Raw genomic sequence first — 23,948 nt, 5'->3', positions numbered from 1 at the left:
CGGCGTTTTTGCGTGACGACGTGACCACGTGACGACTGCCGACACACACGCGATTCACGCCGCAAGCGACTCCAGCCGCGCTCGCACCCGATCGATAACGGGCACCCACACGCCGACGGACGGCTGGCGAAACAGCTCGACCGTCTGATACCACGGCGTATGCTCCATCTCCTCGCCCCAGAACCACGCGGACACGTAATCGATCATCAGCCACGTCGGCACGCCGAGCGCGCCTGCCAGGTGTGCAGGACCGCTGTCGATGGTCACGAGCGCATCGAGATTCACGAGCAGCGCGGCCACATCGTCGAAGCCGGCTTCGAAGTGCGCGGTCGGATCGACGATATCGACGCCCTGCGCTCGCCATCGCTCGACGGTCGCATGACGCCCCGGCGAGACCGCAAAGTACGTGATGCGCGGCACGTTCAAAAGCGGCGCAAGCAGTTCGACGGGAATCGAGCGTCGCGCATCGCGGATATGATCGGGATTCCCGTTCCATACGAGGCCGATCGTCTTGTTCCCCGCCTTCGCAGCGCCCGCGACACGCTCGCGCCACAGCCCGGCACGCGCGGAATCGGCGCTCAGATACGGACGCCCCCACGCAGACGGATCGTCGATGCCGAGCCGCAGCGGCAAACTCATCAGCCCACAGTGAAAATCCGGCTTCGTCTCGAGGCTCGTTTCAAGCCTGATGCCGGCCGGCAGCATGCGTTCGAACAGATGCTGCATCGGGCCCGCATAGCCGAAGATCACGCGGCCGCCTTCGCGTTGCGCGCGTTCGGCGAGCGGATGCAGAAAGCGCACGGACCACAGGCAATCGCCGTTGCCCTGCTCGCCATACACGACGAGCGTCTTGCCCGTCAGCGACTCACCGCGCCAGTTGGGACTGATCGCAGCAAGCGCCGCTTTCGCGCCGTTCACATCGTCGGCGAAGGCGACGCGCGCTTCATAGTCGAGCCAGCCTTGCGCATATCGTCCCGCGCGCATTTCCAGCTCCGACAGATCGAACAGCGCATGCGCATTATTCGGCGTCAGTTCCAGCACGCGTCGCAGCAGCGCCTCGGCTTCGGCGAAACGGCCCTGCTCCTTGATGCACAACGCCAGCTTGTGCAACACGATGTGGTTGCCCGGCGCGGCCCGCGCGGCCTCATGCAGCAAACGCTGGGCTTCGGGGAAATCGTCGCGTTGCTGGAAAGCGGCCGAGCGCCAGACGAGCGCATTCGCGTCGCTGGCGTTGCAACCCAACAGCAGCGCCGTCGCCGATTCGACGAGCGCCCAGTCCCGCAGGATGAAGGCCGTCTGCGCGATCTCGTGCAGCAGCCGCGCGTCGCAATTCGCGTCGAGCCGGTACGCGCGCACAAGTGCATCCACCGCCTGGCTCAGCCGTGACTTGTCGCCGTTCGCCCCAGCCAGCAGCGCTTTGCCGAGCGCGAGCCAGTCCGATGCGACGGCGTCGGTCGCCGCCGTGCGCGCGTAAAGCTGCGCCAGTGCGTCGGCGCGCGCGGAGTCGTTGTGATTCACGTTATGACTCATGCTGACCGCCCCGTCGATACCCAGCGAGCCTGCGAAGCCGGCTTTTGACTATTCGACTTCAGGGCGCGCTGGCCGCGATCTTCGGCGTATCGACGACGACATCGCCGCACTGCGCGCGATGCCGAAGCGCATGGTCGATCAGCACGAGCGCAAGCATCGCCTCGGCGATCGGCGTCGCGCGAATGCCGACGCACGGATCATGTCGCCCAAACGTTTCGACGACGGCGGGCTGCCCGTTCTTGTCGATCGAGCGGCGCGGCGTGCGGATGCTCGACGTCGGCTTGATCGCGATCGACACCGTGATGTCCTGCCCCGTCGAAATGCCGCCGAGCACGCCGCCTGCGTGATTGCCGACGAAACCTTCCGGTGTCAGTTCGTCGCCATGCACCGAACCGCGCTGCGCGACGCTCGCGAAGCCCGCGCCGATCTCGACGCCCTTCACCGCGTTAATGCCCATCATCGCGTGCGCGATGTCGGCGTCGAGCCGGTCGAAAAGCGGCTCGCCAAGGCCGACAGGCACGCCCGACGCCACCACATTGATGCGCGCGCCGATCGAATCGCCGTCCTTGCGCAACGCGTCCATATACGCTTCGAGTTGCGGCACGATGTCCGCGTTCGGCACGAAGAACGGATTCTCGCGCACGTGCTGCCAGTCGACGAACGGCACGTCGATCTCGCCGAGCGCGGCCATATAGCCGCGAATCTCGGTGCCGAACTTCTCGCGCAGCCATTTCTTCGCGACGGCACCCGCCGCGACCGTCGGCGCCGTCAGCCGCGCGGACGAACGGCCACCGCCGCGATAGTCGCGGATGCCGTACTTCTGCCAGTAGGTGTAGTCGGCGTGGCCCGGACGGAAGGTTTCCGCGATGTTGCCGTAGTCCTTGCTGCGCTGGTCCGTGTTGCGGATCAGCAGCGCGATGGGCGCGCCCGTCGTCTTGCTCTCGAAGACGCCCGAAAGGATCTCGACCTTGTCTTCTTCCTGGCGCTGCGTCACGTGCCGCGACGTGCCCGGCTTGCGGCGATCGAGTTCGAACTGGATGTCGGACTCGGCGAGCGGCATGCCCGGCGGGCAGCCGTCGATCACACAGCCGATGGCCGGGCCATGCGATTCGCCGAAGGTCGTGACGGTGAAGAGCGTACCGAGGGTATTGCCGGACATGAGCGTCGTCCAAAGAAATGCGGGGAGAGCGTTATTATGCCAGCCCCGCCGCCCCGCCGTGGCGCGCGGGGACTCGGGCGATCGTTATAGGACAAACGCACGAAAGCGCGTTGCGCCGCGCGGCGGTCGGCCACGCCTGAAACGTTTATTTTCGTGCGCCGCGCAATTCGGACACGATCTGCTGAAGGACTTCGGGTGTCGCCTGCGCGGGTTCGAGCGGCTCGCCGACGGCCAGCGTCAGACGGCTCATCACGCCCTTGTGGATCGGACGCGGAAACCGCGCATCGGCGCTGCGCGACCAGACGCTCCCCCACAGGCCGCGCAACGCCATCGGTACGACGGGCGCGGGCGCGCGCCGCAGGATTTCCGACACGCCGTGGCGGAACGGATTCATGTCGCCCGTGCTGGTCAACTTGCCTTCGGGAAAAATGCAGACGAGATCGCCATCGTCGAGCGCCTCTGCGCAGGCATCGTAAGCTCGCTTGAGCATTTCCCCGTCTTCGTGCGCGGGGGCAATCGGAATTGCCTTTGCGTGTCTGAACAGCCAGCCGGCAAATGGCGTGCGGAATATCCGATGGTCCATCACGAAGCGGATCGGCCGCGGACTCTCGGCCATGATCACGATCGCATCGACATAGCTCACGTGATTGCATACGAGCACGGCCGCGCCCTCTTCGGGAATGCGCTCGGCGTGAACGAGACGAATCCGATAGAACGTATGCACGAGCAGCCACGCGATGAAGCGCAACAGGAACTCGGGCACGAGCGAATAGATGTAGACAGCAACGATCACGTTGAGCAGCGCCGTGACGAGAAACAGCCCCGGAATGCCGACACCCGCAGACGTCAGCGCGACGGCCATCAGCGACGACACGATCATGAACAGCGAGTTGAGGATATTGTTCGCCGCAATGATCCGCGCGCGATGGCTCGGCTGGCTGCGGCTCTGGATCAGCGCATAGAGCGGCACGCTGTAGAAGCCGCCGAACATCGCGAGCAGGAACAGATCGGCCAGCACGCGCCAATGCGCGGGCAGCGACATGAACTCGGCGACCGTCAGCAGATGCGCGGCTTTCGGCAACGCGTGGCTCGCGAAGAACAGGTCGATCGCGAACACGCTGATGCCGATCGAGCCGAGCGGCACGAGGCCGATTTCGATGCGCTTCTTCGACAGCCGCTCGCACAGCAGCGACCCCGTGCCGATTCCGATCGAAAATGTCGCGAGCAGCACCGTGACGACATCGGGGTTCGCGGACAGCACGTCCTTCGCGAAACGAAAGAACGATGACAAAAACGTCGCGCCGACAAACCACAACCAGGAAATTCCGAGTAGGCTCAGAAAGACGGTCCGGTTTTCGCGCGCCAACTTCAGATTGCGGCAGGTTTCGCTGATCGGATTCCAGTTGATGCGCAGATCGGGCTGCGACGGCGCCGATTGCGGCACGAAGCCGGACGCCACGCGCCCGATCAGCGCGATCGCCACGCAGCCGAACGCGAGGATCGCCGCGCCGTGCACCTGCGACCCCGCCGCCGCGCCGCCCGCAATCGTGCCGAGCAGAATCGCGACGAATGTGCCCATCTCCACCATGCCGTTGCCGCCGACCAGTTCCGATTTGTCCAGATGCTGCGGCAGATACGCGTACTTGACGGGGCCGAACACCGTCGAATGGACGCCCATCAGGAACGTGCACAGATACAGCAGCAGCGCGTCGTGCAGCCAGAAGCCCGCGCCGCCGACCAGCATCACACCGATCTCAAAGGTCTTCACGAAGCGCGTCAGCATCGCCTTGTCGTACTTGTCGGCGACCTGCCCCGATGTCGCCGAAAACAGGACGAACGGCAGAATGAAGATCGCCGAAATCAGAAAGGCTGCGGTGTCCGCATTCACGCCTGAGAATCGCGCGGCCTGATACGTGACGAGCGACGTAAAGCCGATCTTGAACACGTTGTCGTTCATCGCGCCGAGAAACTGCGTCCAGAAAAACGGCGCGAAACGGCGCTCGCGCAACAGGCGGAACTGCGAGCCGTGCTCGCGAGCGGAGCGCCGGGCACGTTGGGCGGTGGACAACGGACGATCGCTCATCGAATGCTTGACAGTGGGCCGGGTTCGCACAAATTCACAGCGGCATTGCGCGAATGGCGGACACAAAAAAAGCGCACGCTTTTCGCGCGCGCTTCGAGGATGGTTCAGTCATGCGACAGCGGCATATCGGCGCGCTGCAAGCCGGCCAGCCAACACGTCGAGGCGACGATGCCAAACGACAGGCCAAAGACAGACCAACGAAAATCAGCGCGAGGGCTGCTCCTGCTGCGGCTCGTCTTCTGCGGGCCAGTCGCGAATATAGGCCTTCAGCATCCGGTTCTCGAAGCCCTGCTCTTCGACGACAGCCTTCGCGACGTCGTAGAACGAAATCACGCCCATCAGCGCGCGACTTTCCATGACAGGCAGATAGCGCACATGATGCTCGAGCATCATGCGGCGCACTTCGTTGACATCCGTTTCGGGCGTGCACGTGAGCGGATGGTCGTCCATGATCTTGCGGATCGTCGTGCCGCCGACGCTGCCGCCGTTGCGGCTCAACACCAGGATGATCTCGCGGAATGTCAGCATGCCGACGAGATCGCCATACTCCATCACGACGAGCGAGCCGATGTCGTGCTCGGCCATCGTATTGACGGCCTCGTTGAGCGGCGTGTCGGGTGTGACCGTGAACAGGGTGTTGCCCTTGACCTTCAGAATGTCGCTGACTCGCATGATTTGTCTCCTGTCGACCAGAGTTGGCGCCTTGGCGCATTACGCTGCTCTGGTCCCATGCAACATGGTGGCAGATGAGGCCCGGTGAAGCATTAAGGGCATGACTGACTTTCGATGCTAGCGGAAAGGCCCGCAAAAGGAAAGCGGACGGGACGGACGATAGCGCGCGACCGAACGTCCGACAGACGGCGCTCACGGGCACGCAGGAACAGTCGTCGAGCGCGGTCCATGCGCTCGGCAACACCGAGGCGCTTAGCGGAAGCATGCAGGCGCGCGCGTCGCCATGCGGGCGAAAACGGAGTGGTTCGCGCGCGGCCCGGTGATACGATGGCCGTCACTTTCATCTTCGCCGGGCCGCCGACGCCCGGTCGTCCACGATGCCTGCCAACCGTTTCGACACGCTTGCGCTGCATGCGGGCGCCGCCCCCGACCCCGCGACGGGAGCACGCGCGACGCCTATCTATCAGACCACGTCGTTCTCGTTCCGCGACTCCGATCATGCTGCCGCGCTCTTCAACATGGAGCGCGCGGGCCATGTGTATTCGCGCATCTCGAACCCGACTGTCGCCGTGTTCGAAGAGCGCGTCGCCGCGCTCGAAAACGGCGCGGGCGCGATCGGCACGGCGAGCGGCCAGGCTGCGCTGCACCTCGCCATCGCGACGCTGATGGGCGCGGGCTCGCACATCGTCGCATCGAGCGCGCTGTACGGCGGCTCGCACAACCTGCTCAGCTACACGCTGCCGCGCTTCGGCATTGAAACGACGTTCGTGAAGCCCGGCGATATCGATGCATGGCGCGCCGCGCTGCGTCCGAACACGAAGCTGCTGTTCGGCGAGACGCTCGGGAACCCGGGCCTCGACGTTCTGGACATCGCGACAGTCGCGCAGATCGCGCACGAGCACCACGCGCCGCTGCTGGTCGATTCGACGTTCACCACGCCATATCTGTTGAAGCCGTTCGATCACGGCGCCGATTTCGTCTACCACTCGGCGACCAAGTTCCTCGGCGGCCACGGCACGACGATCGGCGGCGTGCTCGTCGACGGCGGCACGTTCGACTTCGAGGCCTCGGGACGCTTCCCCGAATTCACGGAACCGTACGATGGCTTTCACGGCATGGTGTTCGCCGAGGAAAGCACCGTCGCGCCCTTCCTGCTGCGCGCGCGACGCGAAGGGCTGCGCGACTTCGGCGCGTGCCTGCATCCGCAAGCCGCGTGGCAACTGCTGCAAGGCATCGAAACGCTGCCCTTGCGAATGGAACGACATGTGGCGAATACGCGCAAGGTCGTCGAATTTCTGGCCGCGCATGCTGCCGTCGAATCCGTCGCGTATCCGGAACTGCTCACGCATCCGGACCATGCGCTCGCCCAACGCCTGCTGCCGCGCGGCGCGGGCGCCGTCTTCAGCTTCAACCTTCGCGGCGACCGCGCCGCCGGCCGCGCGTTCATCGAAGCGCTGTCGCTGTTCTCGCATCTGGCGAATGTCGGCGACGCCCGCTCGCTCGTCATCCACCCGGCATCGACGACGCACTTCCGCATGGACGCCGCCGCCCTCGCCGCGGCGGGCATCGCGGAGGGCACGATCCGCCTTTCGATCGGCCTCGAAGACCCCGACGATCTGATCGACGACCTCAAGCGCGCGCTCAAGGCCGCGCAGAAGTCCGCTGGCGGTTCCCCCCGTCAATCCGCCCCGCAATCCGCCAACCAGCCGGCGGGCGCCGGACGCAAGGAGTCCGCATGATCGTCGACGTGAACGGCAAACCGGCCTATGCATACACGGGCGGCAAGGCATTCGATGCCGCGCTGCCCACGGCCGTCTTCATTCATGGCGCTGAACACGATCACAGCGTGTGGGCGCTGCAGACCCGCTACTTCGCGCATCACGGCTTCAACGTGCTCGCCGTCGATCTGCCCGGCCATCATCGCAGCGCCGGACCCGCGCTGACCAGCATCGGCGCGATGGCCGACTGGCTGGCCGGGTTGCTCGACGCGCTGGGCGTCGCGCGCGCGTTTGTCGCCGGACACAGCATGGGTTCGCTCGTTGCGCTCGACTTCGCGGCACGCTACCCGCCGCGCGCGACGCACATCGCCCTCGTCGCGACGGCCGTGCCGATGGCTGTTTCCGATACGCTGCTCCACGCCGCCCGCGAGCGCGAGCCGGAAGCGATCGAGATGGTGAACCAGTGGTCGCATTCGACCGTCGCCGCGAAGCCGTCGTGCCCTGCGCCCGGCTTCTGGTTGCACGGCATGAACCAGCGGCTGATGGAGCGCGTGTCGGCAACGGGCGAGCCGCAGCTCTTTCATACCGACTTCAGCGCGTGCAACGCATACACGGACGGCCTCGCCCGCGCTGCGCAAGTGACGTGCCCAGTGCGCCTGATCGTCGGCCGCCGCGACGTGATGACGCCGCCGCGCGCGGCCAAAGCGCTCGCCGACGCGCTGCGCGAAGCGCACGTGCCCGTCGATACGATCACGCTCGACGCCGGTCACGCGCTGATGTCCGAGCAGCCCGACGCGACGCTCGACGCGCTCTACACGTTTGCGACCACACGCACTTCCAACCGTGCGCCTGCGTCACCCATCGCTGCACATTAACTGTGCCGGAAAGCGCGCGCCATATGCCGAATGGCCAGGTTGCACGCGCCTGTCGATAGCAGCACAATGAATTCATGTCTGCGCGGAGACGGCCGCTACGCCCGATGCCGGCAGGCAATGGAGGCGATCATGAGCCATCAGACAACGCACGACGCACACTTCGCGAGCTTCGCGGAGTTCTATCCGTACTATCTGACCGAGCATCGCAACGCGATGTCGCGGCGGCTGCATTTCATCGGGTCGCTAGGTGTGATTGGCTGCGTCGCGATGGCCGTCGCGACGGGCGACTGGCTATGGCTGCCCGCTGCCGTCGTGTGCGGCTATGGGTTCGCGTGGGTCGGGCACTTCTTCTTCGAGAAGAACAGGCCCGCGACATTCCGGCATCCCGTCTATAGCCTGATGGGCGACTGGGTGATGTTCAAGGACATCTGCACGGGGCGCATTTCGCTCTAGCGTAGGGGCCGGATGAAATGCGCAAGATAGCGCGGAAGCCTCGAAGCGACAGTCAAGAACAGCAGTTGAAGGCAAACAGATTCAAGCCGTCTGCTGTGGCCACGCGGGCGTGCCGTTCGCGTCCGTCGGAGGCTGCTGCGCAATCCCGCGAGAAGCCGCCCGCGCCGCCAGCAAGCTCGCGAGCGACACGTTGAGCCGCTCGGTATCGAGCGCGGCGAGCAGCATCGCACTGTCGACGCGCGTCGAATCGAGTTTCAGCTGATAAGCCAGTTCGTCACGGTCGATCACGAACAGGTCGAAGAGTCGCTTGACGGTGATCTGATTCGGATTCGCGACCAGCAGAAAATGCGGCCGCTGGCCGTCCTCGTCGAGCTGGACGATCCAGTCGATCGCCTCCAGTTGCTGCAACAGGCGCACGGTCGTCGCCAGATCGCGCCGCAATGCGCGAGCGAGTTCGGGCACCGTGTAGCCGTGCGAGCCCGCGTCGCGCGCCTCGGCAAGGCGCGCCAGCAGTTCGAGCGAATCGAGAAGATCGCTACCGGGAAAGTCCCGGCGATGAAACTGCCCGATGCGTATCGCGGGCAGTGCCGACGCGATCATCGCGCCCGCGAGCGTGATGAACCAGCTGAGGTACATCCACAGCAGGAATAGCGGTACGACGGCGAACGCGCCGTACACGGCCGTATAAGTGGGAATGCGTCGGATGTAGAAGCCGAAGCCGCGCTTCGCAATCTCGAACGCGATCGCGGCCGTCACGCCGCCGACAATCGCATCGCGCCACTCGACGCGGCAGTTCGGCAAGAACATGTAGAGCAGCGTGAATGCGAGCACCGTCAGCGGCAGCGCCGCGCCCGCCAGCGCCCATTCGATCAGCGGCGTGATGCGTTGCGCGGCCGTATAGCTCATCGACTGCGTGAACAGATACGACGAGATCGACAGGCTCACGCCGATCAGAATCGGTCCGAGCGTCAGGATCGCCCAGTAGACCAGCACGCGCTGCGCGAACGGCCGCGCCTTGCGCACGCGCCAGATCACATTGAACGCGGATTCGACCGTCATCATCGTCATCACGGACGTGACGAACAGCACGATCATCCCGAGCGTGGTCAGCCCCTTCGCCTTCGATGCGAACTGGTTCAGATATTTGAAGATCTGGCTGCTGACCTGATCGGGCATCAGGTGTTCGGCGAGAAAAGTCTGTAGCGACGCCTGGAATTGCGCAAAGATCGGGAACGCCGTGAAGAGCGCGAACGCGACCGTCGCGAGCGGCACCAGCGACAGCATCGTCGTGAACGTCAGACTGCCAGCCACCTGCGGGATGCGATCCTCGCCGCTGCGCTTCGCGGCGAATTCCGCGAGACGCTTGAGCGCGTCAAGATCGAGACGCAACCTGGACAACAAGACGACCTCCTCCACTTTCGACTTCGATACACGCGCCTGCATGCGCGCGACGGCCGACGCATCATCAGGCGTTCGAAAATTCATTCCAAAGCGCTCATCGCGAAAGCGGACCGCAAGCAAAAGAGATGAACGCCGACAGACTCGCGGCACCGTCAACGGACCCACCCCTATAATACCCGTTCACTGCAAACGCCTATGAAAGACATCCTCGTGCTTTACTACAGCCGGCACGGCGCCACGCGCGAACTCGCGCTGGCGATCGCGCACGGCATCGACAGCGTCCCCGGCATGCAGGCGCGCGTGCGCACGGTGCCGCCCGTCTCGACGGTCTGCGAGGCCACGCAGCCCGACATCCCGGAAGAAGGCCCGCCCTACGCGGAACTGCGCGATCTCGAAGAATGCGCGGGACTCGCGCTCGGCTCGCCGACGCGGTTCGGCAACATGGCCGCGCCACTCAAATACTTTCTCGACGGCACCACGCCGCAGTGGCTCTCGGGCGCGCTCGCGGGCAAGCCGGCCTGCGTGTTCACGTCGACAGGCAGTCTGCACGGCGGCCAGGAATCGACGCTGCTGTCGATGATGCTGCCGCTCCTGCATCACGGCATGATGATTCTCGGCATTCCGTACACCGAAAGCACGCTGACCACCACGCTCACGGGCGGCACGCCGTATGGCGCATCGCATTTCGCGCGCGCGGACTCGGCGGGCCACGGCATTTCCGCCGACGAGAAAACGCTCGCAATTGCGCTGGGCGCGCGCGTCGCCCGCGCGGCGGCGTCGATGAGCGAGCGGCCGTGAACATGCCGCGCGACGCAGCAGGCATGAGCGCGCCGGGCAATCGCGCCGCCGCATCGGGCGCGGCGCTTGCGCTCGTTGCATTGATCGCGCTGTGCGTCGCGTGGGAATGGTTGCTCGCGCCATTGCGCCCAGGCGGCTCGCTGCTGGCGCTCAAGGCCGTGCCGCTGCTGCTTGCGCTGCCGGGCGTGGTCCGCAAGCGGCTCTATACGCTGCAATGGGCGTCGATGCTGAGCCTGCTGTATCTGATGGAAGGCATCGTGCGCGGCATGTCCGACCGCGGCTTGAGCGCCCGCCTCGGCTGGTGCGAGGTGCTGCTCGCCGCGACGTTCTTCGTCTGCGCGCTCGTCTATGTCGCGCCGTTCAAGCGCGCGGCGAAACGCCGTGCGCGCGAGAATGAACCAGCAAGCGGCCCTGCAAGCGGTTCAGCCTGAGTTGCCCGCCGCCGCGCGACGCCAGCCCCGCCGCGCAGCGCCCCGATGACCCAGTGGCCGCCATAGCCACGGCGGCCACCCGCGCGAACCGATTCGCGCACGAGCCGAACATGCCCTACCCGTTCTGACCGACCAACATGAATTCCGCCGCTACTTCGCCCTTCGTCGCCGCATGCATCGATGCCATCGGCGCCGCGCACGTCCTCACCGATCCGCACGACACCGCGCCCTTTCTGACCGACTGGCGCCGCCGCTACACGGGCCGCGCGTGCGCGGTGCTGTGTCCGTCGACGGCTGACGAGGTCGCCGCGCTCATGCGGCTCGCGAACGAGCACCGCGTCGCGATCGTGCCGCAAGGCGGCAATACCGGCCTCGCCGGCGGCGCCACACCGGATGAAAGCGGCGCGCAAGCCGTGCTGAGTCTCAAGCGCCTGAATCGCGTGCGCGACGTCGATCCGCACAACAACACGATCACCGTCGAAGCGGGCGTCGTGCTTGCGGACATGCAGGCACGCGCCGAAGCGGCGGGACGCCTGTTCCCGCTGAGCCTCGCGGCGGAAGGCAGTTGCTCGATCGGCGGCAACCTGTCGACGAACGCGGGCGGCACGGGCGTGCTGCGCTACGGCAACACGCGCGAGTTGTGTCTCGGCCTCGAAGTAGTGACGCCGCACGGCGAGCTGTGGGACGGGCTGCGCGGACTGCGCAAGGACAATACGGGCTACGATCTGCGCGATCTTTTCATCGGCGCGGAAGGCACGCTCGGCATCATCACGGCTGCCGTGATGAAGCTGCATCCGCAGCCGGCCGCGCGCGTGACCGCGCTCGCCGCGCTGCCGTCGCCGCATGCCGCGCTGGATTTTCTGTCGCTCGCACAGCGTGACGCCGGGCCGCTGTTGACGGGCTTCGAGTTGATGTCGGATTTCTGCCTGCAACTCGTGGGCAAGCATTTCCCGCAGATGCGCTATCCGTTCGCGCGACGGCATGCGCAGATCGTGCTGCTCGAACTGTCGGACAGCGAAAGCGAGGAGCACGCGCGCGCCCTTTTCGAGCGGCTGATGGAGACGGCGCTCGAAGACAATCTCGTCGAAGATGCCGTGGTCGCCGAGAATCTCGCGCAATCGAAGGCATTCTGGAATCTGCGCGAGCACATTCCGCTCGCGCAGGCCGAAGAAGGATTGAACATCAAGCACGACATCGCCGTGCCCATTTCGCGCATCGGTCACTTCATCGACGAAACCGATGCCGCGATCGCGAAGGCCGTGCCGGGCGCGCGCATGGTCACGTTCGGCCATCTCGGCGACGGCAATCTGCACTACAACGTGCAGGCACCGGAAAGCGTCGATGCGAAAGCGTTTCTCGCCCAGTACCAGAGCGCGATGAATCAGATCGTCTACGAAAGCGTGCATCGGCATCGCGGCAGCATCAGCGCGGAGCATGGAGTCGGGCAGCTGAAAATCGACGAAGCCGCGCATTACAAGCCGGAAGTCGAAGTGCGTCTGATGAAGACACTGAAAACGGCGTTCGATCCGCTCAACCTGATGAATCCCGGCAAGGTGCTACGCTAAGAGCATCGGTATCGACGAGAGGCGTTTATGAAGATTCGCGTGCTGTCCGACCTGCATCTCGAGTGCGACGAGCCGCAAGTGATCCCGCATGCAAACGCCGATCTCGTCGTGCTGGCGGGCGACATTCACAACCACGCCGAAGGGTTGCGCTGGGCGGCAGAAACGTTCGACGGCGCGGTGCCCGTCGTCTACGTGCCGGGCAATCACGAGTACTACGACGGCGAGTTCGGCGCGCTCGAAGCGGCGATGCACGACGCGGCCGCGAGCGTCGACAATGTGCACTTTCTCAACAATGCGACGCTCGTCGATCCGGATGGCAACTGGCGCGTGCTCGGCACGACGCTATGGACCGACTTCGACCTGTATGGCGCCGATGAAGATTCGCGCGCGACATCGATCGCAGCCGCCGAGCGCGTGATGCTCGACTATCGCGGATTGATTCAGGTGACGTGGACGGCGGACAACGATGCCGACAACCCAGCCGCCCCGCAACGCGCGAACCGCATACAGCACCGCGTACAGGACAACATGCCGCGCAACCTGACCCCCGCCGATACACTCGCGCTTCACCGGCACGCGCGGGCGTGGCTCGAAACGGAACTGGCCAAACCGTTCGGCGGCAAGACGATCGTCGTTACGCACCATGCGCCGCATCGGCGCAGTCTCGCCGAGCGTTACGCGGACGACCCGGTGTCGGCGGGCTTCGTGAATCATTTGCCGTCGCTCGTGCGCGCGCCTGTCGCGCTGTGGGTGCATGGGCACACGCACACGGCCTTCGATTACGTGGAGAACGGCACGCGCGTCGTCTGCAATCCGCGCGGCTATATCGACCGCCGCACGCGTCGGCTCGAAAATGACGAGTTCGCGTGGGACAAGGTCGTCGAACTCTAATGGCTGCCGGAGAACCTGCTTGAGGGTCTGCTCAAGACCTGCCGTCCGCCGATTACATGCTGCTGGCGTCGCGCGAGCGCCGCGCGGGCTGTCCGGCGCGCACGGGCGCGAGCCGCGCCTGGGGCCGCAGCCGCCGCAGAATGTCGCGCGACGCTGCAATTCCGATCAGTCCGAGCATGACGGCGACGCCGATCATCAGATGCGTATCCATGATTTCCTCTTCGTTTCAGATGTGCCTGCGTGCCGGAAGCTCTCGGCGTTGACGAAACGTTAGCAAACCCGATGCCGCCATGAAGTAAGGAAGTGTTGCGGCGCAACGGCGGGATGTAACAGAGCGTCAAAGGTCTTTCCTGCGTCCTTCCTGCGCTTTTCCGCATCACGCGGTACATCACACACCACACGTCGCATGCCGCGTGCCGCACATCGCGCCGCGCCCGCCTGTGTCAGGTGCGCGCGAACTTGCGCAATTCGGCCTGATCGGCGGCAAGCGTCGCGGGCAGTTCGTCGCGCAGGAATTCGACCCATGTGCGGATCTTCGCGTCCAGGTACTGCCGCGACGGATATAGCGCATACACGTTCATCTCCTGCGAGATGTACTCGGGGAGAATCCACACGAGTTCGCCGCTGCGCAGCCCCGCGATCGCCGAATAGATCGGCAGCACCGCGACGCCCATCCCCTCGCGCACGGCCACGGCCATCGCCTCCGCGACGTTGATCTGGAACGTGGTCGCGCCGAGATGCAGCGTCTCCTGGCCGTTGGGACCGTCGAACGTCCATTCGTCGGCGGGCATGACGGGCGTGATCATCTGGAGGCACGTATGGCCGCGCAGATCGGCGAGCGTCTGCGGCACGCCGTTGCGCTCCAGATAATCGGGCGACGCGCACGCGATGCTGAACGCGCTGCCCAGGCGCTGCGACACGAGCCCTGAATCCGGCAGGCTCTGCGCGAGCACGAGCGCGACGTCATAGCCTTCGTCGAGTAGGTCGGGCATGCGCTGGGCGAGCGTCAGTTCGAGGTGGACATCGGGATAGCGCCGCTGATACCGGCCCACGGCGGGCACCACGTAGTGCTGGCCGAAGCTCGTCATCGCATGGACTTTCAGCTTGCCCGACGGACGCGCATGCGCGTCGCTGGCTTCGGCTTCCGCCTGATCGACGTACGCGAGGATCTGCTCGCAGCGCTGCAGATAGCGTTCGCCCGCTTCCGTGAGCGCGATGCGGCGCGTCGTGCGGTTCAACAGACGCGTGCGCAGATGCGCCTCCAGATCGGACACGGCACGCGACGCATAGGCCGTCGTCGTGTTGAGGTGCTGGGCCGCGCCCGTAAAGCTGCCCGCTTCGACGACGCGGACAAATACGCGCATGTTCTGAAGCGTATCCATTTTCGAATCCCATCTCTCTGTACGGGAAGGATTGTTGCATGATTTAGAAAGACGATTATCACATTCTCCGTAAGTATGCGTTGCATCCTTACGGGTTATTCCTTAATTACCCGAAAAATATAATGACGCCCAAGCTTATATAGTCTTTTGGGGAGCAAATCGTGCAGTTTCCGGTAAGAAAAGGGATCGCCGCACTGTCGGTTCTTACGATCTCGTTGATAATCGCCGGCTGTGCGAGTACCGGGCACATTGCTCCCGAATCGACCCGCACCGATCCCGCCACCCTCGACGTCGGCGCCGCGATCCGCGCGGCCAATGCCGACGCCCAATGGCCCGCCGCCGACTGGTGGCGCGCCTATGCCGATCCGCAGCTGAACGCATGGATCGAAACGGCGCAAGCCGGCAATCCGTCGCTCGCTGCGGCGCAAGCGCGCGTGCGCGAGGCGCAGTCGATGGCGGGCGTCGCGAAGTCCGCGCTGCTGCCGCAGGTCAACGGCAGCATGCAGGTCCAGCGCAAGCAATGGCCGGACAACGTCTTTTACGGCCCCGGCCCGCTCGCCGGCCAGGAATCGTGGAACAACACGGCGGAGCTCGGCCTGTCGTATCACCTCGACCTGTGGGGCAAGGACAAGAACGCCGCCGAACAGGCGCTCGACGTCGCGCACGCGCGCGCCGCCGACTACCGCGCCGCGCAGCTCGAACTCGAATCGAACATCGTGCGCGCCTACATCGACATGTCGCTGAACTACGCGCTGCTCGATATCGCGAAGTCGACGCTCGAACAGCAGCAACAAGTCGCCGCGCTGGCGAACCGGCGCCTGACAGGCGGCATCGGCACGCAACTCGAAGTCGCGCAGGCGGAAGCGCCGCTGCCCGAATACGAACGTCAGATCGACGCAATCGAGGAATCGATCGCGCTTGGCCGCAACCAGCTCGCCGCGCTTGCGGGCAAGGGTCCGGGCGCCGGCGATTCGATCACGCGCCCGCGGCTGTCGCTGTCCGCGTTCGCCGGCCTGCCGTCGACGCTGCCCGCCGAACTGATCGGCCATCGCCCCGACATCGTCGCCGCGCGCTGGACGGTCGCCGCGCAGGCGCGCGGCATCGACGTCGCGAAGGCCGACTTCTATCCGAACATCGATCTGCTCGCGTCCGTCGGCGGCTATGCGGCGATGGGGCCGCTGTTCGGCTTTCTGAAGTCGGCGTCGGGCGGCTGGACGGCGGGCCCCGCGCTGTCGCTGCCGATCTTCACAGGGGGACGCCTGCGCTCGCAACTGGGGGCGGCATCGGCGGGATACGACGTGGCCGTCGAGCAGTACAACCAGACGATCGTCACCGCGCTCAAGGAAATCGCCGACGAGGTCGTGCGCATGCGCTCGCTCGATACTCAGCTGAAGGACGCACAGCGTTCCGTCGCGACGGCGAACAGGAGCTACCAGCTTGCACGCGAAGGTTATCGGCGCGGCCTGACGGACTACGTGAACGTGCTGATCGCGCAGACGCAATTGCTGCGCGCGCAGGAAGGCGTCGCGAAGGTGCAGGCCGAGCAGTTGTCGGCGCACGCGACGCTCGTCACCGCACTCGGCGGCGGCCTGATCGATCCCGCCGACGGCCCGACGCAAAAGGACGTGCTGCCCGCGCATGGCAAGGGCAAGGGAAAAGACAACGACGGCACGGCGGACCGCGCGGCCGCCTCGACGGCTGACGCGTCGAAGGACGCGTCGAACAGCGCATCGAGCCACGCGACCACGGGCGCGTCCACCGTCCGCTAAACCCGGAGAAGCCGCCGATGTCCACTAATCATTCCCTCTCCCGCAGGCCCCAGACACCCGGCGCGCTCTACGCCGCGTTCGTCGACTGGGCGCGCACGGACGGCCGCACGTGGATCTACCTCTTCAAGGCGCTCGCCGCGTGTTTTCTCGCGCTCGGCATCGCGATGCGGCTCGACCTGCCGCAGCCGCGCACCGCGATGACGACCGTGTTCATCGTGATGCAGCCGCAAAGCGGGATGGTGTTCGCGAAGAGCTTCTACCGGATCTGCGGCACGCTGATCGGTCTCATCGTGATGCTCGCGCTGATCGGCCTGTTCGCGCAGCAGCCGGAGCTTTTCATCGCGTCGACGGCCATCTGGGTCGGCGTCTGTACGGCGGGCGCCGCGCGCAACCGCAACTTCCGCTCGTACGGCTTCGTGCTGGCGGGCTATACGGCGGCGCTGATCGGCATTCCCGCCTCGCAGCATCCCGACGGCGCGTTCATGATGGCGCTCACGCGAGTCGCGGAAGTCGTGGTCGGCATCGTCTGCTCGGGCGTCGTGAGCGCGCTGGTGTTTCCCGAGCATGCGGGCGAGCAGATGCGCAGCACCGTGCGAGCGCGCTTCTCTTCGTTCGTCGATTATGTGTGCGCGGCGCTGTCGGGCAAGGCCGATCGCGTGCGCATCGAGGACACCAATGCGAAGTTCGTCGCGGACATCGTCGGCTTCGAAGCCATGCGCAGCGTCGCCGTTTTCGAGAGCCCCGATTCGCGGATGCGCAACGGCCGTCTGTCGCGCCTGAACAGCGAGTTCATGACGGCATCGACGCGTTTTCACGCGCTGCATCAGCTGATGAACCGCCTGCGCGCGGCGGGCGCGACGGCCGCTGTCGCTGCGCTCGAACCGTACTTCCGCGAGATCGCGCCGTTGCTGAGCAAATCGGGCGAGCCCGTGCTCACGGCCGCCGACGCCGCGCATGCCGCCGCGCAGCTCGACACCTACAAGGCCGAACTGCCGAAGCGCGTGCGGGCGACGCGCGCCGCGCTAGAAGGCAACGCCGACGTGCCCTTGCTCGATTTCGACACGGGCGCGGAACTGCTATACCGCTTCGTCGACGATCTGCATGCGTATGCGGCGACCTATGCGTCGCTCGCCGTCGCGACGCACGAACGCGAGCGCTGGATCGAGCGCTACGAGCCGAAGACGAACGGCGTCGCGGCGGGCGTCGCGGGTCTGCGCGCGGCGATCGTGATGTCGATACTCGGCGCCTTCTGGATCGCCACCGCCTGGCCGAGCGGCGCGACGCTCACGCTGAACGCGGCCGCTGTCTGTGCGCTCGCGTCATCGTCGCCGAATCCGACGCGCACCGTGTTCCAGATGGCGGGCGGCACGACGCTGTCGTCGCTGCTCGCGATGGTGCTGACGTTCGGCATCTATCCGCATATCGACGGCTTTCCGCTGCTGTGCGCCGCGCTCACGCCGTTCCTCGCGCTCGGCGTATGGATGACGACGCGCCCGAGGCTGGCCGGCTATGGCGTCGGCTATTGCATCTTCTTCTGCTTCCTCGCGGGCCCCGACAACGTGATTCATTACGACCCGAGCAGCTTCATCAACGATGCCCTCGCGCTCGTGATCTCGATGCTGGTCGCGTCGATCGCGTTCGCCGTGCTGTTGCCGCCGTCGACGCCATGGCTGCGCAACCGTCTGCTGAACGACCTGCGCGCTCAGGTGGTGCTCGCGTGCCGCGGCCGCATCGGAACTCGGTGGGAGCGTCTGTGGCGTCTGCGCACGCGCTTCGAGAGCGGTACGCGCGACCTGATGCACCAGATCAACGCGCTCGCGCCGAACGAGCCCGACGTGAAGCGCGACACGATGCGCTGGATGTTCGCGGTGCTGGAAATCGGCAACGCGACGATCGACTTGCGCAGCGAAATCGCGACGCTGCCGCGCGATGCGCGCTACGCGCCATCGATGCCGTGGCGCGTGACGCTGCGCTCGACGTGCGACGCAATCGCCCGGCTCTTCGCGCGGCCGCGCGCGAGGCGTCTCGACCACGCGCTCGCCGCGACGGCCGATGCGATCGCCGCCGTCCAGCAGACGCTCGCGACGTTCACGCCGCCTCGCGAAGAGCGTCATCGGTTGCAACGCATCCTGAGCCACCTGCATTTCATCCGGAGCGCGCTGCTCGATCCGCAATCGCCGCTGGGGCAGCCCGGCACCGATGCCGATGCGAGCGGCGACGCGCCACAAGGAGTTCCCCATGCCACGTGAGATCGCCGTCCTTGACGCGTATATGCCCGCGATCGTGCTGCTGTTCGTTGCGGGCGCCGCGATCACGTGGGTGCTGGATCGCGTGATCGCCTATACGGGCGTGTACCGCGTCGTATGGCACCCGTCCCTGTTCCGCGCGAGCCTGCTCGTGTGTGTGTGCGGCGTGTTGGGCCTCGCCGTTTATCGTTGACCAGAGTCGAATCATGACTATCAGAAACATCATTGGGTTTATCGCGACGGCCATCGTGTTCGTCGTCGCGGTCTTGATCGGGCGTACGCTGTGGGTGCACTACATGGACGAGCCGTGGACGCGCGACGGCCGCGTGCGCGCCGAGGTCGTGAACATCGCACCCGATGTGTCGGGCGCCGTCGTCGAGTTGCCGGCGCGCGACAACCAGTTCGTCCACAAGGGCGATCTGCTGATGCAGATCGATCCGTCGCACTATCAGATCGCCGTCGAGCAGGCGCAGGCCGCCGTCGCCGCGCGCAAGGCCGAGTTGCAGATGCGCCGTGACGATGCGCGTCGCCGCGCGGATATGGACAGCCTCGTCGTATCGAAGGAAAGCCGCGAAAACGCAACGCACACCGCTTCTGCTGCCGAGGCGCAGTATCAGCAGGCGCTCGCCGCGCTCGATGCGGCCAGGCTCAATCTCGAGCGGACTCGCGTCGTGTCGCCCGTCGACGGCTACGTCACGAACCTGAATGTCTATCGCGGCGACTATGCGATTGCGGGATCGGCGAAGCTGGCTATCGTCGATAGCCACTCGTTCTGGGTGTATGGATACTTCGAGGAGACGAAGCTGCCTCACGTGAAGATCGGCGACAAGGCCGATATCCGGCTGATGAGCGGCGGCACGCTGAAGGGCCACGTCGAGAGCATCTCGCGAGGGATCTACGACCGGGACAATCCGGAAAGCCGTGAACTGCTGGCCGATGTGAATCCGACGTTCAACTGGGTGAGGCTGGCGCAGCGCGTGCCCGTGCGGGTGAAGATCGATTCGGTGCCGGACGGCGTGCTGCTTTCCGCCGGGACGACCTGTACTGTCGTGGTGACGCCTTCCTCGTGAGCCATCTTCAGCCTCAGGGCTCGGCCATGAAGCCGTCGCGGAACGCGTCGACGTCTGCCTCCAGCCTGTCTGCAAAGCCCTCTTCGAATGGCACGGCGGCCGCGCGTGCCAGAAGGTCCCTCACAAGCGTCTGATAAGTGCGCTCGTCTGCGAGCAGCGAGCGAATCCTGTCACGCGTCGACGGCAACGCGAGGTTTCGCGCATCGCGTCCGAGCAGCGCGCATGAGGCCGTCGAGTCGTTGAACGCATAGGCTTCCATCAGATCGGCTGCGTCGGTCCACACGCGCCCTTCGTTACCCGCCCACAGATAGCTTCGCAGAATGAGCAAGAGGTCGGAGGCGTCCTTGTTTTCCTGTCGTCTGCGATCTTCCCAGGCTAGCAGTTTGAGCAGCGTCAGTGCCGGGAGCGTGACGACAGGCACCATCAGACCGGCTTCGATCTCGATCTGAGACGCCGTGTCGACGGCCTCGCGGAAACCGAGCACGGTGAGAACGAACTCCCCCTCGGGCGGCCATGCGATCGAACCCTTCGGTACTTCGATGTCGCCGAATGGCACCAGGTCGAGCGGGATCGTCATGCCTGTGTCGGCGTGCCCGAACAACAGCCGCTGCGGAGCGCGATGGTCCTGACGGAAGCCCTCCACGTTCACGAGCTCGCCGATCAGCACCTCGTACGATGCCCAGCTCACTGCGCAGACGGCCACATCGACGTCTCGCGTAGCTCGCTCGGCCCGGATGCCGTAGACATGCCAGAGCACGATGTCGCGCGCCGTTGCCCCCGCGACGACGAACGGCGTGCCCAAACGCTTCGTCGCATCGCAGACTCGTCTGAGCAGCGCCGAAGTGGCGGGGTGCATGGGACGTTCTTCGCTGACTCTAAGCATGAAGATTTCCGACGTAGCGCTCGTACAGGTGTTTCGCGGCGGACAGATTCCGGCTATCTCCGGATGCGATCAGATCGGCGTACACAAGCAATGGATGGACGACGGGAAGTGGCGGTGACGTGTCCCATCCATAATCGGCCGATTCGCGCCAGAAGGATGCAAGAACCTCGACTTCTCCGTCGGGGCTCGGGCGCAGCCGCGCTTCCTTCAGAAAATCCGCGCCGAGGTTCTGACGCGCGTAGATCGTCACGCGAACCGCCTTGAGTTCTTGCGTGACGAGATCCGCCGCGGCCTCGCCGCCAAGCCGGGCGTCGAACTTGCGGAAATCGAACGCACGCCACCAGTCCGGCGACGTGGCGGTATACGTGGACAATGCCAGCTTCGGCCTCAGGCGCGTCGGGTACAGGCTCACCCATTCATCGACGTATTTCTGCCAGTCCGGAAAGATTCGCTCGCCGTTTCGGCGCGTGGCGAGCAGACCGCGCGCCAGCAGATCGTCGACGACCTGATTCACCGTGCTCAAGGCCGCGCCGGACGCTTCCGCGATCTTGCGGTATGGCTCGCTCGCGAGACCCGGTTGCACGGCCAGCGCGAACATGACCTGCAAGCCCTTGCTGGTCGTGGACCGCGACGTCGGCGTGCCCGTCGCCCACGGCAGCCGCGGGCGACCCACGATCATGATCGTGGCTTCGGGCTCCTGGATGAACGTATTGCCGACCGCATCGAGAAAGGGGATGTTGCGGTCGATCAGATCCATTGCCAGATCGGGGTCGACATAGGGCGTGACCAGCATGAGCGGACGGCCGTCGACCCGTGCGGATTGCAGGCGGTCGGAGACGAGAAGAACGTTCGCGCGGTTGGCACGGGATGCCATGTGAACGGGCATCACCAGCTTCTTGCCGTCGATATCGAACTGGATGGCGCCATGGGCCTCCGGGCTGATTCCGGAGGCGGCGACAGGTTTAGCCTTGTAAATGCGCGTCGAAGACTGGAACGCACGACACGCTCCAGCCAGAATTTGCTGCCCGGTTATCGACAGGACATCGGGTCGCGAGATCATCCGGCACCTTTTGTACGATTTCTGTACAGTGTACGAAAAAATCGTACAGAGTCAAGAAATCGTACACAGCGGATTTAACCCGTTGAAAAACAATAATAATTAAAATACTTTGTATGCTCTTTTCTCTCTGTACGAAAAAATCGTACGCTGCGATTTTTTCGTACGTCGCGTTTCGACGTCACGCCCGCAGCGAAAACTTCGCCACCGCCGCCTTCAACGCCTGCGCCTGATCGTCGAGCGCCCGAGCCGCCGCCGTCGCCTGCTCGACGAGCGCGGCATTCTGCTGGGTCCCCGCATCCATTTGCGAAACGGCGAGATTGATCTCTTCGATTCCGGAGCTCTGCTCGGCGGAAGCCGCCGAGATTTCTCCCATGATGTCGGTGACGCGCTTAACGGCCCTGACGACTTCGTCCATCGTCTGCCCCGCGTCCTGCGCGAGCTGCGAGCCGTTGCTCGCGCGCTCGACCGACGTGCTGATCAAGCCCTTGATCTCCTTCGCCGCGGCGGCGCTGCGCTGCGCGAGGTTGCGCACTTCGCCCGCCACCACCGAGAATCCACGGCCCTCTTCGCCGGCGCGCGCCGCTTCGACGGCCGCATTGAGCGCGAGGATGTTCGTCTGGAACGCGATCCCTTCGATCACGCCGATGATGTCGCCGATGCTCTTCGCGCTGTCGTTGATCTCGCCCATCGTCGACACGACGCGGCTCACCACTTCGCCGCCCTTCTCCGCGATCGCCGATGCATTGTCGGCCAGCGTGCGCGCCTGCTTCGCGTTGTCCGCGTTCTGACGCACCGTCGACGTCAGTTCTTCCATGCTGCTCGCCGTGCGCTCGAGCGCCATCGCCTGTTGCTCGGTACGCTGCGACAGATCGAGGTTGCCCATCGAAATCTCGCCCGATGCGGACGCAATCGCCTCGGCGCTCGCCGCGATATGCGCGACCGTCGACGAAAGGCCGTCCTGCATGTCGCGCAGCGCGAACAGCATGCTCGACTTGTCGCGCTTGCCGAGCGCGATGTCGTTCGACAGATCGCCCGCCGCAATGCGGCTCGCGATCTCCTTCGCGTACACAGGCTCGCCGCCCAGCTGACGCGACAGACGCCGCACCACCCATTCGCTGATCACGAACGCGAGCACGATCAGCGCGACCGTCATCACGGCCATCATCACGAACGAGGACTCATAGATGAACGACGACGCGTCGATGGTCGCCTTCGCCGCCTTGCCGCGCTGCGCGACGAGTTCGTCGACGAGCTTTTCCAGCTTGCCCGTCTCGACGAGCAGCGACACGTCCTGCGTGCCGACCTGCCAGTTCATCTGCGACAGGTCGAGCGGCTGCGCCTTCACGAGCGTCACGAAATCGCGCAGATGCCCGCTCCATACGCCGATCGCGTCGGCGAATTTCTTCTGCTGCGCGGCGACGTCGGCGGAATCGGCGTATTGCTGGAGCGTGTTGAGTTCGGCCGACAGACCCGACAGGCCCTTATCGATGTCGGCGCCGAGTTCGTCGCGTTCCTTCGCGGTCGTTGCCGTCAGCAGCATCTTCTGGGCGCGGCTGGCGCGCAGCAGATAGCCGCGCGCTTCCTCGGCGGCCCGGCTCGCGACGTGGCCCTGCTCGTAGATCGAGCGCATCTGGCCGTTGAGCCGGCTGATCTGGGTCAGCGAGAACACGCCGATCGCCAGCGTGCCGACGAGCAACACGGCGAACGCGAAGCGCAACGTCGTCTTCACGGACCATCCGCGCGACTCGCCGCCCGCTGCCCGCCGACCCGAACGCGCCTGCCCACCGGCCGCTTCATCATCCGGTACGAACCCCGCGCCCGGCTGGCCACCCAGCGAAACTGCTTTCATATTTCCTGTCCCCACATGACAAACAACAACCGGAAAGGTCGGTTCCGGCATGCCTTCTTATCTCTCCGTGTTGACGGCATCGTCGGCAGTGTTCTTGAGGCCCGCCGTCCTGT

The 23,948-nt window shown here is 65.2% G+C and carries 21 protein-coding genes; 11 read left to right on the top strand and 10 right to left on the bottom strand.

Features of this window, described 5'->3' with window-relative positions:
* Positions 1-54: 54 nt before the first annotated feature.
* The 4 genes from AABE10_RS09350 to AABE10_RS09335 all read right to left on the bottom strand — a co-directional run bounded on the left by AABE10_RS09350 (position 55) and on the right by AABE10_RS09335 (position 5,444).
* Entirely contained in the window at positions 55-1,518 is a 1,464-nt protein-coding gene (locus AABE10_RS09350) for a tetratricopeptide repeat protein (RefSeq protein ID WP_342932964.1), read from the bottom strand.
* 70 nt (positions 1,519-1,588) lie between these two features.
* The gene (gene aroC, locus AABE10_RS09345; protein ID WP_342932963.1) at positions 1,589-2,689 is read right to left on the bottom strand and encodes a chorismate synthase; all 1,101 of its coding nucleotides are present in this window, start codon (positions 2,687-2,689) and stop codon (positions 1,589-1,591) included.
* A 145-nt stretch (positions 2,690-2,834) separates the two neighbouring features.
* Positions 2,835-4,772 carry an MFS transporter gene (locus AABE10_RS09340; RefSeq protein WP_342932962.1) on the bottom strand — a complete coding sequence of 646 codons (1,938 nt, stop codon included), beginning with the start codon at positions 4,770-4,772 and terminating at the stop codon, positions 2,835-2,837.
* Positions 4,773-4,976: 204 nt separating this feature from the next.
* On the bottom strand, positions 4,977-5,444 hold the full coding sequence (locus AABE10_RS09335) for a CBS domain-containing protein (RefSeq protein WP_087733662.1): 468 nt from the start codon (positions 5,442-5,444) through the stop codon (positions 4,977-4,979).
* Positions 5,445-5,821: 377 nt separating this feature from the next.
* Between AABE10_RS09335 and AABE10_RS09330 the strand changes: the two genes are divergently transcribed.
* The 3 genes from AABE10_RS09330 (at position 5,822) to AABE10_RS09320 (ending at position 8,490) form a co-directional block, all read left to right on the top strand.
* A complete protein-coding gene (locus AABE10_RS09330) occupies positions 5,822-7,183 on the top strand; it encodes an O-acetylhomoserine aminocarboxypropyltransferase (RefSeq protein ID WP_342932961.1) in 1,362 nt (453 codons plus the stop codon).
* Entirely contained in the window at positions 7,180-8,037 is an 858-nt protein-coding gene (locus tag AABE10_RS09325) for an alpha/beta hydrolase (RefSeq protein ID WP_342932960.1), read from the top strand. The genes AABE10_RS09330 and AABE10_RS09325 overlap by 4 nt, the downstream gene beginning before the upstream one ends.
* A gap of 129 nt (positions 8,038-8,166) precedes the next feature.
* Entirely contained in the window at positions 8,167-8,490 is a 324-nt protein-coding gene (locus tag AABE10_RS09320) for an Mpo1-like protein (protein WP_342932959.1), read from the top strand.
* Between the two features lie 81 nt (positions 8,491-8,571).
* Here the strand turns inward: AABE10_RS09320 and AABE10_RS09315 are convergent, their stop codons facing one another.
* Entirely contained in the window at positions 8,572-9,933 is a 1,362-nt protein-coding gene (locus AABE10_RS09315) for a YihY family inner membrane protein (RefSeq protein ID WP_342933095.1), read from the bottom strand.
* A 153-nt stretch (positions 9,934-10,086) separates the two neighbouring features.
* On the opposite strand from AABE10_RS09315, the gene wrbA reads away from it, so the two are divergent.
* The 4 genes from wrbA (at position 10,087) to AABE10_RS09295 (ending at position 13,576) form a co-directional block, all read left to right on the top strand.
* Entirely contained in the window at positions 10,087-10,689 is a 603-nt protein-coding gene (gene wrbA / locus AABE10_RS09310) for an NAD(P)H:quinone oxidoreductase (protein WP_342932958.1), read from the top strand.
* Between the two features lie 2 nt (positions 10,690-10,691).
* Positions 10,692-11,120: a DUF2069 domain-containing protein gene (locus tag AABE10_RS09305; RefSeq protein ID WP_342933094.1), complete on the top strand. Its 429-nt coding sequence runs from the start codon at positions 10,692-10,694 to the stop codon at positions 11,118-11,120.
* 137 nt (positions 11,121-11,257) lie between these two features.
* Positions 11,258-12,685, top strand: a complete 1,428-nt coding sequence (locus AABE10_RS09300; protein ID WP_342932957.1) for an FAD-binding oxidoreductase — start codon at positions 11,258-11,260, stop codon at positions 12,683-12,685.
* 27 nt (positions 12,686-12,712) lie between these two features.
* Complete coding sequence (locus AABE10_RS09295) at positions 12,713-13,576, top strand: metallophosphoesterase (RefSeq protein WP_342932956.1); 864 nt, start codon at positions 12,713-12,715, stop codon at positions 13,574-13,576.
* A 52-nt stretch (positions 13,577-13,628) separates the two neighbouring features.
* Here the strand turns inward: AABE10_RS09295 and AABE10_RS09290 are convergent, their stop codons facing one another.
* The gene (locus AABE10_RS09290) at positions 13,629-13,787 is read right to left on the bottom strand and encodes a hypothetical protein (RefSeq protein ID WP_342932955.1); all 159 of its coding nucleotides are present in this window, start codon (positions 13,785-13,787) and stop codon (positions 13,629-13,631) included.
* Between the two features lie 232 nt (positions 13,788-14,019).
* The gene (locus AABE10_RS09285; protein ID WP_342932954.1) at positions 14,020-14,958 is read right to left on the bottom strand and encodes a LysR family transcriptional regulator; all 939 of its coding nucleotides are present in this window, start codon (positions 14,956-14,958) and stop codon (positions 14,020-14,022) included.
* Between the two features lie 161 nt (positions 14,959-15,119).
* On the opposite strand from AABE10_RS09285, the gene AABE10_RS09280 reads away from it, so the two are divergent.
* Genes AABE10_RS09280 through AABE10_RS09265 form a run of 4 tightly spaced genes read left to right on the top strand, consistent with a single transcriptional unit; the run spans position 15,120 to position 20,043 of the window.
* Positions 15,120-16,727: an efflux transporter outer membrane subunit gene (locus AABE10_RS09280; RefSeq protein WP_342932953.1), complete on the top strand. Its 1,608-nt coding sequence runs from the start codon at positions 15,120-15,122 to the stop codon at positions 16,725-16,727.
* 17 nt (positions 16,728-16,744) lie between these two features.
* Positions 16,745-18,976 carry an FUSC family protein gene (locus AABE10_RS09275; RefSeq protein WP_342932952.1) on the top strand — a complete coding sequence of 744 codons (2,232 nt, stop codon included), beginning with the start codon at positions 16,745-16,747 and terminating at the stop codon, positions 18,974-18,976.
* Positions 18,966-19,166: a DUF1656 domain-containing protein gene (locus tag AABE10_RS09270; RefSeq protein ID WP_342932951.1), complete on the top strand. Its 201-nt coding sequence runs from the start codon at positions 18,966-18,968 to the stop codon at positions 19,164-19,166. Before AABE10_RS09275 ends, AABE10_RS09270 begins: the two co-directional genes overlap by 11 nt.
* Positions 19,167-19,179: 13 nt before the next feature.
* Positions 19,180-20,043, top strand: coding sequence for an HlyD family secretion protein (locus tag AABE10_RS09265; protein WP_342932950.1), 864 nt, complete (start codon positions 19,180-19,182; stop codon positions 20,041-20,043).
* 13 nt (positions 20,044-20,056) lie between these two features.
* Here the strand turns inward: AABE10_RS09265 and AABE10_RS09260 are convergent, their stop codons facing one another.
* The 3 genes from AABE10_RS09260 to AABE10_RS09250 all read right to left on the bottom strand — a co-directional run bounded on the left by AABE10_RS09260 (position 20,057) and on the right by AABE10_RS09250 (position 23,835).
* The gene (locus AABE10_RS09260; protein WP_342932949.1) at positions 20,057-20,899 is read right to left on the bottom strand and encodes a nucleotidyl transferase AbiEii/AbiGii toxin family protein; all 843 of its coding nucleotides are present in this window, start codon (positions 20,897-20,899) and stop codon (positions 20,057-20,059) included.
* A gap of 19 nt (positions 20,900-20,918) precedes the next feature.
* Entirely contained in the window at positions 20,919-21,986 is a 1,068-nt protein-coding gene (locus AABE10_RS09255; protein WP_342932948.1) for a type IV toxin-antitoxin system AbiEi family antitoxin, read from the bottom strand.
* Positions 21,987-22,164: 178 nt separating this feature from the next.
* Positions 22,165-23,835: a methyl-accepting chemotaxis protein gene (locus tag AABE10_RS09250; protein ID WP_342932947.1), complete on the bottom strand. Its 1,671-nt coding sequence runs from the start codon at positions 23,833-23,835 to the stop codon at positions 22,165-22,167.
* Positions 23,836-23,948: the final 113 nt, after the last annotated feature.

The sequence above is a fragment of the Paraburkholderia diazotrophica genome (genome assembly GCF_038900755.1).
In the GTDB taxonomy this organism is placed as follows: Bacteria; Pseudomonadota; Gammaproteobacteria; order Burkholderiales; family Burkholderiaceae; genus Paraburkholderia; species Paraburkholderia diazotrophica_A.
Note: the sequence above shows the minus strand (reverse complement) of the source record. Positions and strands in the feature narration are given on the sequence as shown.